This window comes from Xylophilus rhododendri (genome assembly GCF_009906855.1).
Lineage (GTDB): Bacteria > Pseudomonadota > Gammaproteobacteria > Burkholderiales > Burkholderiaceae_C > Xylophilus > Xylophilus rhododendri.
In genome coordinates, this window is sequence record NZ_CP047650.1 from 4,607,321 (window position 1) to 4,623,393 (window position 16,073).

The following is a 16,073-nucleotide window of genomic DNA, read 5'->3' on the forward strand; positions in this document are numbered from 1 at the left end:
TTGAGCACCACGTCCGCCTCAGCCGATTTCGAAGCGATGTTCGATCTGGCGCCGGTATCCCTCTGGCTGGAGGATTTCAGCGGCCTGAAGAAGATCCTGGACGGCTGGCGTGCCGAAGGCGTGGTGGACCTGCGCACCTGGCTGGAAGCCGACCCCGCCCGGCGCCATGCCTGCATGGCCAGCCTGCGGGTGCTGCGGGTCAACCAGCGCACCCTGCAGCTGTTCGGCGCCGCCACCCAGGAGATGCTGCTGGCGCGCCTGGCCGATGTCTTCCGCGGCGACATGGCCGACAGCGTGATCAACGAGCTGTGCCAGCTCTGGCGCGGCGCCCTCGGCTTCGAGAACCAGACCGTCAACTACACCCTGGACGGCCGCCGCCTCGACGTGCTGGTGCGCGCCCGTGTGCTGCCCGGCCACGAATCCGACTGGGACCGGGTGCTGATCTCGCTGGAGGACACCACCTCGCGCCTGGAGGCCCAGCGTGTCATCGGCGACCGCGAGCGTTATGCCCGCAGCCTGTTCGAGCATTCGCCGGTGTCGCTGTGGGTGGAGGACTTCAGCAGCGTCAAACGCCTGATCGACGAAGCGCGCGACCAGGGCATCAGCGACTTCGCCACCTTCATCAAGGTGCATCCCGAGTTCGTCACCCGCTGCATGCAGGAGATCCGGGTGGTGGACGTCAACCACGAGACCCTGCGCATGTTCGGCGCCCGCAGCAAGGACGAGTTGCTGCGCAACACCGGCCGCATCTTCCGCGACGAGATGCACGAGTCCTTCTCCGAGCAGCTGCGCGAGCTGTGGGTGGGCAAGACGCTGCAGCAGCGCGAGGTGGTCAACTATTCGCTGACCGGCGAGCTGGTCAACATCCACATGCAGTTCGCCGTGATGGAGGGCCACCAGGACCGCTGGGACATGGTGCTGGTGTCGCTGGTCGACATCACCGCCCGCAAGAAGGCCGAGGCCTATCTGGAATACCTGGGCAAGCACGATGTGCTGACCCAGCTGCGCAACCGCACCTTCTACACCGAGGAGCTGGCGCGGCTGGCGCGCAAGGGCCCCTGGCCGCTGTCGGTGCTGGCCATCGACATGAACGGCCTGAAGCTGGCCAACGACGAATTCGGTCATGCCGCAGGCGATGGCCTGCTGCGCCGCATCGGCGAGGTGCTGACCAAGGCGGTGGACCTGCCCTCGGTGGCCGCGCGCATCGGCGGCGACGAGTTCGCGGTGATCATGCCCGGCATCGAAGACCGGGGCGCCGAGAACATGAAGGAGCGCATCGAGGCGCTGCTGGAGATGAACAACCAGTTCTACGGCGGCGAACGCGGGCTGCAGCTGAGCCTGTCCATCGGCATCGCCAGCTGCCATTCGGGCGACCAGATCGAATCCATGCTGCTGCGGGCCGACAAGGCCATGTACGTGGAGAAGGCGCGCCACTACAGCAAGCCGGGCGCCCCGGACCGCCGGCGCGGCTAAGGTTTTTTGGGCCAGCCCCCAAAACACTAATGCCGCTGCAACTCCCGCCCCACATCCGGCCAGCGCAGCCGCAACAGCACCCAGGCCACCAGACCCACACCCATCAGCCCGAGCGATCCGGCGGCCAGGCCCGCCGGGGTGTCCATCACCAGCGGCGCCAGCAGGCCAGCCACCAGCCCGTTGGCGACCGAGGTCGCGCTGGCCTGCAGCGACGAGGCCATGCCGCGCCGCAGCGGAAACAGGTCCAGCACCAGCAAGGTGGTGGCCGGCGACACCAGCGCCCAGCCCAGCGAGAACAGGCCGATCGGCGGCAGCGCCCACCAGGCCCGCGGCTCGAAGAAGACATTGGCCAGCAGGTTCAGCACCGCCACCGCCGCCATGATGGAAAAACCCAGCCCTATCTGCGCCGCCGGCGCCACCTTGCCAGCCAGCCAGCCGCTGATCCAGGCTCCGGACATGATGCCGCCGATGATCAGCAGGAACAGCCAGAAGAACTGCGTCGGCGCCAGCCCCAGGTGTCCGCCCAGCCAGGCCGGCGCCGACATCACGTAGAGGAACATGCCGTTGAAGGGCACGCCGCTGGCCAGCACCAGCAGCAGAAAACGCGGGCTGGCGCAGAGCTGCCGGTAGCCGTGCATCAGGTGGCGCACCTGGAAGGGCTGGCGAAAGGATGTGTGCAACGTCTCCGGCAGCAGCCGCCAGCTGGCCAGCCAGAGCAAGGCGCCGACCAGCGCCAGGAACCAGAACACGCTCTGCCAGCCCATCAGCACCAGCAGGCCGCCGCCGATGATGGGCGCGATGGTCGGCGCGATGCCGAAGTAGATGGTGATCTGGCTCATCACCTTCTGCGCCCGCGCCGGCGCGAACATGTCGCGCACCACCGCCCGGGAGACCACGATGCCGGCGCCCGCCGAGATGCCCTGCAGCGCCCGGAACAGCACCAGCTGCTCCACATGGCCGGACAGCGCGCAGCCGGCCGAGGCCAGGCCGAAGGCCGCCATGCCGCACAGCACCACCGGCCGCCGGCCGAAGCTGTCCGACAGCGCACCGTGGAACAGGCTCATGAAGGCGAAGCCGAAGAGATAGGCCGACAGCGTCTGCTGCATCTGCACCGGCGTGGCGTGCAGCGCGCTGGCGATGCCGGAGAAGGCCGGGATGTAGGTGTCGATGGAGAAAGGCCCCACCATCGTCAGCGCCGCCAGCAGCAGGGCGAGCGCCCATTGCGGGCCTTTCCAGAGGGTGGCGGCTTGGGGGTGCATGGCGGGGGGAGGACGGGAGCGCGGCGGCACGGCCATGGGCGGCCGTGCACCAGAAAGGGGAAACGGCGATGTTAGCCGCTCCCCGAAAGCCGTGACCCTAACTCTCCCCGCAGCTCAGGAACTGGCGCTGCCCAGCAGGCCCCGCTTGAGCCGCGAATCCGCCGGCTTCTCGCCCAGCCAGATGTTGAGCAGCGCCTGGTAGAAGGCCGCGTCGCCGATGGGCGCGGCCAGCGGGCGGCGGTTGAGTTCGATCACCGTGCCGGTGCCGGGCACCCAGTCCAGGGTCAGGATGTCGCCGCGCCGCAGGCCCTGCGGCTGGCGGGCGATGACCCGGCCGAGCTGGGTCATCTGCGCGCTGATGCGGGGATCGCAGTCCCGGTCGTCGGCGGCCGAGCTGGTGACGGCGTCATCGAAGTCCTCGCCGCTGACGTCGCGCAGCAGCACGATGCGCAGGCGCCTCGGGCCGTCGATGGACAGCGCGTCGCGCGCGTCGCGGGCGGGGTTCTGCAGGTACAAGCCCATGGCATAGACCTTGAACATGAGCCGCGTGCCGACGCCTGCTCCATTCAAGGTGAGCCTGGTGCCGCCGACCAGGGCCGACTCCTCGAGGATGACGCCCTCGACTTCCGTGCTGGCCGAGGCCGTGGCGCAGAAAGATGCGCAGACGGCGGCAAGCACCGTGGTGATCGCGAGATGGGTTTTCATGTGAATGCTCCCGAATCGACGAAGCCATGGATCACCAGACCGACAGCGAATTGGTCAGCACCCGCTGCAGCCAGTTGCGCGATCCCGCTTCCGACACATCGCCCTTGCCCGCCACTTCCAGCCGCGCGTTGGCCACGTCGGCCGAGGCCACCACATTGCCCTGGGTGAAGTCCTTGGGATCGACCACGCCCGAGAAGCGCAGGGTGTTGGTGCCGTTGCTCATGGCCACGGTGCGTTCGCCCGCCACCACCAGGTTGCCGTTGGGCAGCACGTTGATCACGGTGGCGGCGATGGTGCCGGTGAAGCTGGTGGCGTTGCTGGTGCTGCCGCTGCCGTCGTAGGCGTCGCTGCCCGAGGCGGTGGCGTCGAGGTTGATGATGTTGTTGATCAGCCCCTTGTTGTTGGCCGCCGTGCCCGGCCCTTGGCCGCCAGCGAGTTCTTGCGGCTGGTGGCGGTCTTGACGGTGTTGCTGCCGCTGGAGGATTCGGAGATGTCCACCTTCAGGCTGTCGCCCACGAAGCGCGGTTTCCTGCGCCCGTTGTAGAGCGCGGCCATGTTCATGCTGGCCTGGTAGATCGAGCCGTTGTTCACCCGCTCCATATAGGCCGGCTGGGCGTTGGGCATGGCGGCCAGCGGGCCGTTCATGATGCTGGCGGGGGGCGAGGAGCAGCCGGCCAGCGCGCTGGCGGCGGCCATCAGGCAGAGGGTGCGTTTCATGGCGGATTCCTAGGGTCGGATGGAGGCGGGCTGCTGCGTGAGGCCGCCGGACTCGGTGCCGGTGAGCAGGGCGGTCACCACCGGCGAGATCTTTTCGCGGGTGGTGTTCCATTTGCCGTCGGCCAGGCCTTCGCCGAGCTGGTAGTGGCTGCTGGAGAGCAGCTGGCCGTCGGCCGCGCGCAGCGTCAGGGCCGCGTGGCGCACGAAGGGTTTGTAGGCGCTGCCGAAGGGCGGCGTGTCCCAGTCGATCTGGGCGGCGTATTTCAGCCAGACGGCGCAGGTCTCGGCCGGCATGGGGCTGTCGTAGACCCGGCTGTCCACCTGGTGCCTGCGCAGCTCGGCCTGCAGGGCGGGCACGATGTCGGAGACCTGGGTGTCGGGGTTGTAGCGGATGCAGACGCTGGCCAGGTCGCCCTTGAAGTGGCGGATGGTGTCGCTCGACTTGCTGGGCGCCGCCGACAGCGCCATGCGCGCCACGCCGGCCGTGGCCTTGGTCAGCTCCCACACCGGCTCCGGGCTCACCACCGAGCAGCCGCCGAGCGCCAGCGCGGCCGCGGCGCCCAGGCAGCTGCCGAGCGTGGGAAGGTGCTTGCGATGAAAGGCCATGGCGGTCGGCGCGCTCAGGCGACTTCGCTCAGCATCTGCTTGCCGGCGGCCACGCCCAGCGCGGCGTACTGGCCGACGGTGCTGGCCGCGTCGCTGATGGTGTCGCCCACGCTGCCCACGGCGTCGGCCACGTGGTCGTAGGCGCTTTCGATGGTGTCCACCGTGCCGGTGGCCAGGTCGGAGATGCCGGTGGCCACGCTGTTGACGCCGCTCTTGACCGTGTCGTAGCCCGACTCGATCGCGTCGCCGAGCTTCTGCAGGGCTTCCGAACTGAAGCTCACCACCGAGCTGGCGGCGGAGCCCGCGGCGTCCGCCGCGCCGATGGCGCTGGCCACCACCGGGCCGAAGGCCTTGGAATTGGTTTCGTACGGGCTTTCCACCGCCGTGGTCTGGCGGCTGTATTGGGCGGGATTAATTCCGGATATCGAACTGATGCTGCTCATGATCGCTTCCTTTGCGTCGGGGGTTAATCGATGGATGAATCGTAGGTGGCGTGCCTGAAAACTCAGCAGGTGATTAATCGGCGAAATATCGGCTTATTCGACGCTTATCCTTTCATGTGTCCGAACGGGTACGGAAAACCGTGCTTGCAGGTACATAAACGTCTCGCGACAGATACTTGGCGGTGTTCTTGTACCGCCTGGAGCGTCATTTATTAATAATGCTGGTACGCACGATACAAATCTGAAGCAATGCTGAAGTTTCCTGAAAAATATCGGTGACAAAAGCCGCTGCGCAGGCGCAACATCGCCCCCCGGAAAAACTGCCGGGGATATCCGGGAAAGATCGCCACCTTCATAGGAAAAATAGCCGGCTGGAGGTTTTCCTGCGGCGCCGCGGCGGTATCCGGAATTGATTTACGAACGGCTACAGAAGCGAGACATGATCCGCCGGGGCGGTTAGCATGAACACGCGTTCGTCCAGCGGGCGTGGCTTGGCCGCCATGAAAGCCAGCTTTTCAGTCCGACGGGAGAGAGACAGTGAATGCCTTGCGAAACATGAAGATCGGCCTGCGCCTGGGCCTTGCGCTGGGAACCATCCTGCTGGTTCTCATGCTGAGTTCGGCCGCCGGCGTGTGGCGGCTCAGCGAGCTGGCCGGGCGCATGCACATCCTGGCCACCAGCGACAACGAAAAACAGATCGTCGCGGCCGAGTGGCTGAGCACCATCAGCCTGAACCTGGTGCGCACCCGTGCCGCCTTGCTCGGTCCGCGGGAGCTGGTGCCGGAACTGCAGCGCGAGATGGACACCACCTCCACCGCCACCACCGCCTTGCGCGAGCGGCTGAACCGGCTGGTGACCACACCCGAGGGCAAGGCCATGCTGGTCGACATCGACAAGGCGCGCGACGCCTACCGCACGCCGCGCGCCGATCTGCTCAAGCGGCACACCGCGGGCGAAGACGTGCGGGCGGCGGTGGAGCAGCAGATACGGCCCCTCTCCGAGGCCTACGTCGCGACCATCAAGGTGTTCCAGGCGCGCCAGATCCAGCGCTACCAGGACGCATTGGCCGCCGCCGAGGCCGATGCGGCCGAGGCCCAGCGTTTCCTGATCGGCTGCGGCGTGGTCGCGGTGCTGCTGGGCGCCTTCCTGGCGGTGGTTCTGTCGCGCTCCATCGTCGAGCCGCTGCGCCGGGTCGCGGCCAGCACCCGGCGGCTGGCCGAGGGCGACCTGACCGAGGAGATCGCCGCCCAGGGCCGCGACGAGGCCACCGAAGTGCAGACCGGGCTGCAGGCCTTGCAGGCCAGTCTGACGCGGGTGGTGTCCGGCGTGCGCTCCAACGCCGAGAGCGTGGCCACGGCCAGCGCCGAGATCGCCCAAGGCAACAACGACCTGTCGGGCCGCACCGAGCAGCAGGCCTCGGCCCTGGAGGAAACGGCAGCCTCGATGGAGGAACTCAGCTCCACCGTACGCCAGAACTCCGACAACGCCCAGCAGGCCAACCAGCTGGCGCAGGGCGCCACCGACGTGGCGGTGCAGGGCGGCGAGGTGGTGGCCCGGGTGGTGGACACCATGAAGGGCATCAACGAGAGCTCGCGCAAGATCGAGGACATCATCAGCGTGATCGACGGCATCGCCTTCCAGACTAACATCCTGGCGCTCAATGCCGCGGTGGAGGCGGCGCGCGCCGGCGAGCAGGGCCGCGGCTTCGCGGTGGTGGCCAGCGAGGTGCGCAGCCTGGCCCAGCGCAGCGCCGATGCGGCCAAGCAGATCAAGGGCCTGATCGGCACCAGCGTGGAGCGGGTCGAGCAGGGCAGCAGCCTGGTCGACCAGGCCGGCACCACCATGCAGGAGGTGGTGTCGGCGATCCGGCGGGTCACCGACCTGATGGGCGAGATCAGCTCGGCCAGCATGGAGCAGAGTTCGGGCGTGGCCCAGGTCGGCCAGGCCGTCACCCAGATGGACCAGGTCACGCAGCAGAACGCCGCGCTGGTGGAGCAGAGCGCGGCGGCGGCGGCCAGCCTGAAGACGCAGGCCGAGCAGCTGGTGAGCGCGGTGGCGGTGTTCAAGCTGCCCGGGCAGGCCGGCGGCGGCTTCGCCCGAGCGGCCGGCGTGCCGGTGGCGGCGCCCGTCGTGGTCACGCCGCCCCGGCCGGCGGCGGCGCCGGCAACGGCGCTGAAGCGTCCCCTGCCTTCCGCGCCGGCACCCGCACGGCCGCCTGCCGCACCGGCCAGGCAGATCGCCGCGGCCAAGCCGGCGCCGGCCACGGCCAAGGTTTCCGAGGACGACTGGGAAAGCTTCTAAGTTAGTCCCGGCCGGCCGGGCGGTGCCCGTCCAGGCAGCCGGTCGCCAGCCGCCGGGCATAGGCGGCGTCCACGCCGTCGGACACCCCCATCAGCAGGCGGTAGACCACCGGCGCGGCCACCCGGTCCACCACCTCCTCCACCGGCGGCACGTCTTCCCCACGTGCGCGGGCGCGCTCCACCATCTGCGTGATCTGGCCGGCGGTGAACACCAGGCAGGAGCAGGCGCCGTCGATGCGGTGGCCGCCGCAGATCACGTCGCGCACCAGGGCCAGGCCGGGCTCGGACGCCATCTCCTCGACGAAGAGCTCGGCCCAGGCCAGCAGGTCGTCGCGGAAGGTGCCGGTGTCCGGCGGTTCGTGCTCGGGGCGCAGGCGGGCGGCGGCCACGTCGGCCAGCAGCGCGGACAGGTCGCCCCAGCGGCGGTAGATGGTGGACGGCGTCACCCCGGCACGGGCCGCCACCAGGGGCACGGTCAGCTCGGTGCGGTCCACTTCTTGCGACAGGGCTTGCACCGCCTCGTGCACGGCGGCCTGCACACGGGCACTGCGGCCGCCGGATCGGGTCGCGGGTCGGGACAAGGTGTTGGCGGGCATGCCACGATTTTAAAGCTAAGTATTTGCGTTAGTGATGGTTTTGGCCGCACAATCGCAAAAGCTCATTTTTTGCGTTAAGGCCTCTCATGTCCCGAGCCCCGCTCTCCGCCAACGCCGGCACCGCCTTGCGTGCCGGCCTGCTCTTCACCTTCATGGCGGCGTCCAGCGTGCCGACGCCGCTGTATGCGCTCTACCGGGAGTTGTGGCATTTCTCGCCGGCCACGCTGACCCTGGTGTTCGCGGTGTATGCGGCCAGCCTGCTGGCTTCGCTGCTGACGCTGGGCTCGCTGTCGGACTACCTCGGCCGCCGGCCGGTGATCCTGGGCGCGGTCTTTTTCGAGCTGCTGTCGCTGTTGCTGTTCCTCTTCGCCGGTTCGGTGCCGATGCTGGTCGCCGCCCGGCTGCTGCAGGGCGCGGCCACCGGCGTGGCGCTGAGCGCACTGGGCGCCGCCATCGGCGACTCCGACCGGCAGCATGCGCCCATCATCAACAGCGTGGCGCCGCTGGCGGGCCTGGGCATAGGCGCGTTGTCGAGCAGCGTGCTGGCCGCCGCCGGCCCCTGGCCGACCCACACGGTCTACGCGCTGGTTTTCGTGGCCCTGGCCTGGCAGGGCTGGGCGGCCCGGCAACTGCCGGAGACGGCACGGCCGCGACCCGGCGCGCTGGCCTCGATGCGGCCCCGCGTCGCCGTGCCCGCATCGGTGCGGCGCGCCTTCCTGCTGGCCGCGCCCATCGACGTGGCGGCTTGGGCCCTGGGCGGCTTCCTGCTCTCGCTGGGCCCGACGCTGGCACGCCAGGTGACGGGTGTGCAGAGCCCGGTGATCGGCGGGCTGATGCTGGCCACGCTGACCAGTGCAGGCGCCGTCGCCTCGCTGCTGCTGCGCGAGCGGCCGGCGTCCCTGCTGATGCGCACCGGCGGCATCGGTCTGGTGGCCGGTGTGGCGCTGGTGCTGGAGGCCACCGCCCTGGCTTCCACGCCGCTCTTCTTCATCGGCACGGCGGTGGCGGGCGTGGGTTTCGGCGTGGGTTTCCTGGCGGCCTTGCGAAGCGTGCTGGGCGCGGCCGCGCCCGAGCAGCGGGCCACGGTGATGGCCGCCTTCTTCGTGCTGAGCTACTGCGCCTTCAGCCTGCCGGCGCTGGGCGCGGGTTATGCCGCCGGGCTGATCGGGCTGAAGGCAGCGGCGCAGCTGCTGGGCAGCGCCGTCATGGCGCTGGGCGTGGTCGCGCTGTTGGGCACGCTGCTGCCCGCCACGGCAGCCCGGGCCCCCGGGTAATCACCATGCGCAGGCGGGCCGGAGCGCCCGCCGTGTCGTGCACCATGGGGTTCCAGACGAACATCCAAGGAGACACCGCATGAACAGATTCCTGGCCCTCGCGGGGCCATGGCTCATGGCCTTCATCCTCGCCGGCTGCGCGGCCGGCGCTGTCCGCGCCCCCGACGCCACAGCCGACAACGGCCCGCTGACCATCGCCCGCCAGGGCAGCTTCTTCGTCGGCGGGCGCGACGTGAAGTCGGACGACCTCTCGCTGCTGCCCGCCTATGCGCCCGGCGGCACCATCAGCGTCGAGCAGATGTATGTGCACTACCAGGTGCCGGTGGATGCCAGGCGTGCGCCGCTGGTCTTCATCCACGGCTGCTGCCTCACCGGCAAGACCTGGGAGACCACGCCCGACGGCCGCATGGGCTGGGACGAATTCTTCGTGCGCCGCGGCTTTCCCACCTATGTGATCGACCAGGCCTCGCGCGGCCGCTCGGCGGCCGATCCCTCGGGCATCGTCGCCGTCAAGGGCGGCCGGGCGCCAGCGGACAAGCTGCCGCAGGTCTTCGGCGCGGCGCAGGAGGGCGCCTGGGCCATCTTCCGTTTCGGTCCGCAGTACCCCGAGGTCTTCCCCGGCATGCAGTTCCCGCTGGAGGCGCAGGCCGAGTTCTGGAAGCAGATGGTGCCCGACTGGCTCAATGCCCTGCCCACGCCCAACCCCACCGTGCCGGCGCTCTCGCAGCTGGCGCAGAAGCTGGGGGGCGCGGTGCTGGTCAGCCATTCGCAGTCCGGCATCTATCCCTTCCAGACCGCCAGCCTGGACCGCCGCGGCATCGCCGGCATCGTGGCGGTGGAGCCCGGCGCCTGCCCGGCCGCCGACAGCGACATGAAGCCCTTCGCCGGCCTGCCCATCCTGGTGCTGTGGGGCGACTTCGTGCCGCTGTCGCCGCGCTGGGCGCCGCGCCTGAAGATGTGCTCGGACTTCGTCGCCGCCGCCAACCGGGCTGGCGCCAAGGCCGAGATGGTGATGCTGGCCGATGTCGGCCTGCCCGGCGCCTCGCACATGCTGATGCAGGACAAACACAGCCTGAAGATCGCCGCCTGGCTGGCCGGCTGGATCGACGGGCACGTCGCACGACAATAAGAACCATTCTCACCGCGCGATACACTTGGGGACATCGCAGCTCTTGCCTCGCCCCTGTTCCCGTGACCGCGCGTTTTTCCCCGCTGCCCCTGGTGGCCGCCCTCGTCGGGCATTACGACGAGCTGGTGGACGATGTGCGCCGCTTCATCGGCCTGCGCCGCCATGAGGCCTGCAGCGCGCGCGAGGTGGTGCACGAGGTCTGCCTGCAGCTGATCGAGCAGCCGGCGCAGGGCGAGATCCGTTCGCCGCTGGCCTTCCTGCGCACCATGGCGCGGCGCCGCGCCATCGACCGGCACCGGGTGGAGGCCGGCCGGCGCGCCTGGGTCGAGACCTGGGCCGAGCTGCCCGAGGATGCGCAGGCCGAGGGCTCGGCCCATGCCGATCCGGCCCGCATCGCCAGCGGCCGGCAGCAGCTCGAACTGCTGGTGTCGGCCATCCATGCGATGCCGCTGCGCTGCCGCGAGGTCTTCGTGATGCACAAGATCCACGGCATCGCGCAGCAGGAGGTCGCCGCCCGGCTGGGCATCGGCATCAAGACGGTGGAAAAGCATCTGCGCCTGGGCATGGAGGCCTGCTGGCGCGCCCTGGGCCAGGAACTGGCCGGGCGCCCCGGGCCTTTGCCATGAGCCGCAAGGCCGAGGCCGCCCGCCAGCCGCAGCCCGCGCTGGCCCGTGCGCAGCGCGCCGCGCAGCGCCATGCGCTCGATGCCGCGCTGGCCGAGGAGCGCGAGACCCTGCAGGCGCTGTTCCCGCTCGAATCCCTGCAGCGCCCCGCCCGCAAGCCGCGCCGCGTGGCGCCGGTGCTGGGCCTGCTGCTGGCGGCTGCGGCGGCGGCCGCCGCCTGGTGGGCCGATCCGGCCTACCGCAGCGAGCATCTGGCCAGCGCCATCGGCGCACGCGAGCGTTATCTGCTGGGCGACGGCAGCGAGATCACGCTCGACAGCGACACCGTGGCCGACGTCAGCTGGCACCTTCGCTCCCGCCGCGTGGCCCTGCTGCAGGGCAGGGCGCGCTTCGCGGTGACACCGGCCGTGGTGCGCCCCTTCGAGGTGGATGCCGGGCTGGCGCAGGTGCGGGTGGTCGGCACCCGCTTCGATGTCAGCCGCACGGACAGCGAAGTGCAGGTGCAGGTGCTGGAAGGCCGGGTGCAGCTGCGTGGCTCGGCCGGGCAGCCCTGGAATGCCGCGCCGCCGCTGGCACCGGGCCAGGCCCGGCGGATCCGCGCGGGCGAGGCGCCCGGACCGGTGCGCCAGGTGGATATCGCGCGCGCCGGCGCCTGGGCCGAGGGCCGGCTGGTCTTCGAATCCACGCCCCTGTCCGAAGCCCTGGCCGAGGTGCAGCGCTACCGCCGCGGCGCCATCCGGCTGCAGGGCGACAAGGCCGGGCAGCTGCGCCTGTCGGGCGTGTTCGACACCGCCCGGCCCGACGACATGCTGCGGGCCCTGCCCCACATCCTGCCGGTGGAGCTGCGCTGGGCGGCCGACGGCGGCGCCGAGCTGCGGGCGCGCTGAGAAAAATATTTCGGCTCGCGGGTAGGGTTGGACGGGGGGCAGTTCGACATCCAGGGTAGGCCGCACCGGCTTTCCACCCTCATCTGTCGCCAAGGACCCCCGTGTTGTTCACTTTCCGTCGCCCGCCCCTGCCGCTCTTCGCACTCAGCCCCCTGGTGCTGGCCTGCGCCGTGCATGCGCAGGCCCCCGCCGCCCGCCTGCACCTGGACCTGCCCGCCGCGTCGCTGGACCGCAGCCTGAGCGCCGTCGCCCGCCAGGCCGGCGTGCAGGTGCTCTTCGCCTCGTCCCTCACCGAAGGCCACCGCGCCCCCGCGCTGCGCGGCGAATTCACCGCCCGGGAGGCGCTCGACAAGGTGCTCGCCGGCAGCGGCCTGGTGCTGCGCAGCCGCGGCGCCGGCACCTGGACGGTGGAGCGCGACACCACGATCAAAGGCGCGCTGAGCGAAGTGCGCGTCACCGCCGATGCCGACCGCGAATCCGCCTTCGGCCCGGCCGGCGGCATCGTCGCCCGGCGCGGCTCCAGCGCCACCCGCACCGATAGCGCGCTGCTGGAGACGCCGCAATCCGTCTCGGTCATCACCCGCGAGCAGATCGAGGCGCAGCAGCCCGGCAACCTGGAGGCCGCGCTGCGCTACACGCCCGGCATCACCTCCTTCACCGACGGCGCGCAGTCCAGCTCCGACGTCTACGCCATGCGCGGCTTCGCCCAGACCGTGGGCAGCCTGCTGCGCGACGGCATGCGCATGCAGATGTCCGACTACTACGGCTGGGAGGCCGCCGAGATCTACGGCCTGGAGCGGGTGGAAGTGATCCGCGGCGCCGCCTCGGTGCTCTACGGCCAGACCCAGCCCGGCGGCATGGTCAACCTGGTCACCAAACGCCCCACCGCCACGCCGCACCACGAGGTGGAGCTGCAGGCCGGCAGCTTCGGCCGCAAGCAGATCGCCTTCGACATCGGCGGCCCGCTCGGCGGCAGCGGCGACTGGAGTTATCGCCTGGTGGGCCTGGACCGCGACGCCGAGACCCAGGTCGACTACACCGTGGACCGCCGCCGCTACCTCGCCCCCTCGCTGAGCTGGAAGCCCGATGGCGTCACCAGCCTCACCCTGCTGGCCGAATACCAGCGGCAGACAGGCGACTACACCCGACCGGTGCCCACGGCCGGCACGGTGCTGCCGGCGGCGCAGACGATTCCCGTGTCGCGTTTCGTCGGCGAGCCCGGCTTCGACCGGATGAGCAACGAACGCTACGGCGCCGGCTGGATGTTCGAGCACGCCTTCTCCGGGCAGCTCAAGCTGCGCCAGAACGCGCGCTACACCCACTTCGAACACGAGGGCCAGCGCCTGACCGTGTCCTCCTTCAACGCCGCCACCGGCCTGGCCACCCGCAGCGCCCAGGCCCGGCGCGGCTCGGGCAAGCTCTTCACCGCCGACAGCTCGCTCGAAGCCCGCTTCGACACCGGCGCCTTCTCCCACGTCGCGCTGGCCGGCATCGACTGGTTCCGCGGCGAATACGACCAGAGCATCCTGAACGGCACGGCGCCCTCGCTCAACCTCTATAACCCGGTCTATGGCGCCGCCGTCGCCACCCCCACCGCCGGCAGCCGCTACACCCAGCAGCAGACCCAGGTCGGCGCCTACCTGCAGGACCAGATCCGACACGGCCAGTGGGCCGCCGTGCTCGGCCTGCGCCACGACTGGGTGCGCACCGAGAACGCCACCAACGCCGTGGCCGACCCCATCCAGAAACCCACCGCCACCACCGGCCGCGCCGGCCTGGTCTACCTGGCCGACAACGGCCTGGCGCCCTACATCAGCTATTCGGAGTCCTTCCTGCCGGTGGCCGGCACCGACATCGCCGGCCAGCAGTTCGCTCCGGAAACCGGCAAGCAGTGGGAGGCCGGCGTGAAGTACCAGCCCGCCGGCTTCGACAGCTTCATCACCGCCGCGCTCTTCGACCTGCGCCGCCAGAACGTCACCACGCCCAACCCGAACGACACCAACTACAGCGTGCAGGAAGGCGAGGTGCGCTCGCGCGGCCTGGAGCTCGAAGCCAAGGCCCAGCTCGACCGCGGCCTGGCCCTGCTGGCCAGCTACACCCGCACCGATATCGAGGTGACCCGCGCCAACCCCGCCTCCAACGGCTCCACCCAGCAGGGCAAGGTGCCGGCCCGCGCCGCCAGGGACTCGGCCGCGGCCTGGGCCGACTACACCGTGCAGCAGGGCGCGCTGGCGGGCCTGGGCATGTCGCTCGGCCTGCGCCACGTCGGCCCGAGCTGGGGCGATGCGCTCAACACCTTCCAGGTGCCCGGCTACACCACCACCGACCTCGCGTTGCGCTACGACCTGGGCCGGCTCGACGGCCGCCTGAGCGGCACCACCATTGCGTTGAACGTCTACAACCTGACCGACAAGCAGTACGTGGCCAGCTGTTTCAACAACACCGTCGGCTGCCAGTTCGGCGGTCGGCGCAATGCCGTCGCCACCCTGCGTTACCGCTGGTAGGCCCGCGGGCGCGATTCGCCTAGGATCGCGCCATGCAGATCACCGAGACGCCGCCCCCGCCCAACCAGGACGCCGAACGCTACGGCCGGCCCTCGGGCGGCTGGCGGCTGCGGCTCTACAGCGTCATCTTCGAGTCCGACACGCCCGCGGGCCGGGCCTTCGACCTGCTGCTGATCGGCCTGATCGTGGCCAGCGTGGTGGCGGTGGCGCTCGACAGCGTGGCCTCCATCCACGCCGAACACCGGCCGCTGCTGCGTGGCTGCGAATGGTTCTTCACCCTGGCCTTCACGGTCGAATACTTCTGCCGCCTGGTCTGCGTGGACCGGCCGGCGCGCTACATGCGCAGCGTGTTCGGCGTGATCGACCTGCTGGCCCTGCTGCCCACCTATGTGGCGGTGCTGGTGCCGGGGGTGTATGCGCTGGTCGATGTGCGGGTGCTGCGGCTGCTGCGCATCTTCCGGATCCTCAAGCTCAGCCAGTACGTGGCGGAGTACAGCGCGCTGGGCGAGGCCCTGGCTGCCTCGCGCCGCAAGATCGCGGTGTTCATGTCCTTCGTGCTGCTGGTGGTGGTGGTGATGGGCACGCTGATGTATGTGGTGGAAGGGCCTGCGCATGGCTTCACCAGCATTCCCGTGGGGGTCTACTGGGCCATCACCACCATGACCACCGTGGGCTTCGGCGACATCGCGCCCAAGACGGCCATCGGGCGGGGGATCGCCTCGGCCATGATGCTGCTGGGATGGGGCACTCTGGCCGTGCCGACCGGGATCGTGAGTTCGGAGTTCACTGCACGGCATGCCCGGTGGGCCGTGGGGGCGCGGCGGTGTCCTGCTTGCGGGAGTGAGGAGCACCTGGTTTCGGCGCGGTTTTGTGGGGATTGCGGGGCTTTGCTTTAGTTCTTCTCCTTGGCGAAGGAGATAAAGCCCCTTCATCCCTCACCCCTCCCCACTCATCCGCTGCAACAAAAACAACACAGCCACCCGCTCAGCCGCATTCAACCCCCCGAACGTGGCCTCACTGATCTCCCGAGCAAACGGCACGGTTTTAGAAACCAGTTCCTCCCGGAAGCAGTAGCCCGAATCATCACCTTGCGTTTATCCGCAGGATCATGGGAAACCTCGATCAACCCCCGCGACTTCAGCCGCTCCACCACCCCCCTGGCCGTCCCCTGGTCGATGGCAGTCGCCCGCACCACATCGTTGAGCGAGCAGGCCCCCCGCTCCTGCACCGCGCACAGCACCACGAACTGCGCCGCCGTGAGCTGCGAATCCGGAATCCCCTGCTGGAAGATCGCCACATGCCGCTGATAGGCACGCCGCAGCAGGTGCCCCACCTGCTGCGAGAAGTCGTAGCCCCCCAGCACGGCCGCGCCAGAGTTCGGCGCAGGGCTTTCGGAAGTGGCGGCAATGGATCGTTTTCTCTGGCTCATGAATGGCACATCAGCAGGCCGGCAGCAAGCGCAAAAGACCTCTTGCCTGGATATCCCGCTGCACGTTTTGTGGTTTTATACTGAGCTTTGGCAGGAACACGCGTCCATAACCGCGTGTGCTGACTCGA

The 16,073-nt window shown here is 69.7% G+C and carries 15 protein-coding genes and 1 pseudogene; 8 read left to right on the forward strand and 8 right to left on the reverse strand.

The genetic code is table 11. The annotated features are described in order from the left end of the window. Positions 1-36: 36 nt before the first annotated feature. The gene (locus GT347_RS21350) at positions 37-1,473 is read left to right on the forward strand and encodes a sensor domain-containing diguanylate cyclase (RefSeq protein WP_160555469.1); all 1,437 of its coding nucleotides are present in this window, start codon (positions 37-39) and stop codon (positions 1,471-1,473) included. 26 nt (positions 1,474-1,499) lie between these two features. Here GT347_RS21350 and GT347_RS21355 read toward each other — a convergent pair whose 3' ends face one another. The 6 genes from GT347_RS21355 to GT347_RS21375 all read right to left on the reverse strand — a co-directional run bounded on the left by GT347_RS21355 (position 1,500) and on the right by GT347_RS21375 (position 5,203). Then, positions 1,500-2,732 (reverse strand): multidrug effflux MFS transporter, encoded by a 1,233-nt coding sequence (locus GT347_RS21355; protein ID WP_160554111.1) that lies wholly within the window; start codon positions 2,730-2,732, stop codon positions 1,500-1,502. Between the two features lie 114 nt (positions 2,733-2,846). Continuing rightward, entirely contained in the window at positions 2,847-3,437 is a 591-nt protein-coding gene (locus GT347_RS21360) for a chalcone isomerase family protein (RefSeq protein ID WP_160554112.1), read from the reverse strand. 31 nt (positions 3,438-3,468) lie between these two features. After that, on the reverse strand, positions 3,469-3,921 hold the full coding sequence (locus GT347_RS21365; protein WP_268236195.1) for a flagellar basal body L-ring protein FlgH: 453 nt from the start codon (positions 3,919-3,921) through the stop codon (positions 3,469-3,471). Beyond that, positions 3,825-4,154: a flagellar basal body L-ring protein FlgH gene (locus GT347_RS27870; protein WP_268236184.1), complete on the reverse strand. Its 330-nt coding sequence runs from the start codon at positions 4,152-4,154 to the stop codon at positions 3,825-3,827. The genes GT347_RS21365 and GT347_RS27870 overlap by 97 nt, the downstream gene beginning before the upstream one ends. Positions 4,155-4,163: 9 nt before the next feature. Further along, entirely contained in the window at positions 4,164-4,760 is a 597-nt protein-coding gene (locus GT347_RS21370; RefSeq protein WP_160554113.1) for a cell division protein FtsI, read from the reverse strand. A gap of 14 nt (positions 4,761-4,774) precedes the next feature. Continuing rightward, positions 4,775-5,203, reverse strand: a complete 429-nt coding sequence (locus tag GT347_RS21375) for a phasin family protein (protein ID WP_160554114.1) — start codon at positions 5,201-5,203, stop codon at positions 4,775-4,777. A gap of 555 nt (positions 5,204-5,758) precedes the next feature. Between GT347_RS21375 and GT347_RS21380 the strand changes: the two genes are divergently transcribed. Next, a complete protein-coding gene (locus GT347_RS21380; protein WP_160555470.1) occupies positions 5,759-7,504 on the forward strand; it encodes a methyl-accepting chemotaxis protein in 1,746 nt (581 codons plus the stop codon). A 1-nt stretch (position 7,505) separates the two neighbouring features. Here GT347_RS21380 and GT347_RS21385 read toward each other — a convergent pair whose 3' ends face one another. Further along, the gene (locus GT347_RS21385; protein WP_160554115.1) at positions 7,506-8,099 is read right to left on the reverse strand and encodes a TetR/AcrR family transcriptional regulator; all 594 of its coding nucleotides are present in this window, start codon (positions 8,097-8,099) and stop codon (positions 7,506-7,508) included. An 86-nt stretch (positions 8,100-8,185) separates the two neighbouring features. Here GT347_RS21385 and GT347_RS21390 point away from each other — a divergent pair, with 86 nt between their 5' ends. From GT347_RS21390 to GT347_RS21415, 6 genes are all read left to right on the forward strand, one after another. Then, complete coding sequence (locus GT347_RS21390) at positions 8,186-9,373, forward strand: MFS transporter (RefSeq protein WP_160554116.1); 1,188 nt, start codon at positions 8,186-8,188, stop codon at positions 9,371-9,373. A gap of 79 nt (positions 9,374-9,452) precedes the next feature. Further along, on the forward strand, positions 9,453-10,502 hold the full coding sequence (locus GT347_RS21395; protein WP_160554117.1) for an alpha/beta hydrolase family protein: 1,050 nt from the start codon (positions 9,453-9,455) through the stop codon (positions 10,500-10,502). A gap of 62 nt (positions 10,503-10,564) precedes the next feature. Further along, complete coding sequence (locus tag GT347_RS21400) at positions 10,565-11,128, forward strand: RNA polymerase sigma factor (protein WP_160554118.1); 564 nt, start codon at positions 10,565-10,567, stop codon at positions 11,126-11,128. Further along, the gene (locus tag GT347_RS21405; RefSeq protein ID WP_160554119.1) at positions 11,125-12,012 is read left to right on the forward strand and encodes a FecR family protein; all 888 of its coding nucleotides are present in this window, start codon (positions 11,125-11,127) and stop codon (positions 12,010-12,012) included. Before GT347_RS21400 ends, GT347_RS21405 begins: the two co-directional genes overlap by 4 nt. Before the next feature lie 104 nt (positions 12,013-12,116). Further along, positions 12,117-14,516: a TonB-dependent siderophore receptor gene (locus tag GT347_RS21410; protein WP_160554120.1), complete on the forward strand. Its 2,400-nt coding sequence runs from the start codon at positions 12,117-12,119 to the stop codon at positions 14,514-14,516. Between the two features lie 32 nt (positions 14,517-14,548). Next, a complete protein-coding gene (locus GT347_RS21415; RefSeq protein ID WP_160554121.1) occupies positions 14,549-15,412 on the forward strand; it encodes an ion transporter in 864 nt (287 codons plus the stop codon). A gap of 39 nt (positions 15,413-15,451) precedes the next feature. On the opposite strand, the pseudogene GT347_RS21420 reads toward GT347_RS21415, so the two are convergent. After that, positions 15,452-15,945 (reverse strand): annotated as a pseudogene (locus GT347_RS21420) (MarR family winged helix-turn-helix transcriptional regulator). Between the last annotated feature and the right edge of the window lie 128 nt (positions 15,946-16,073).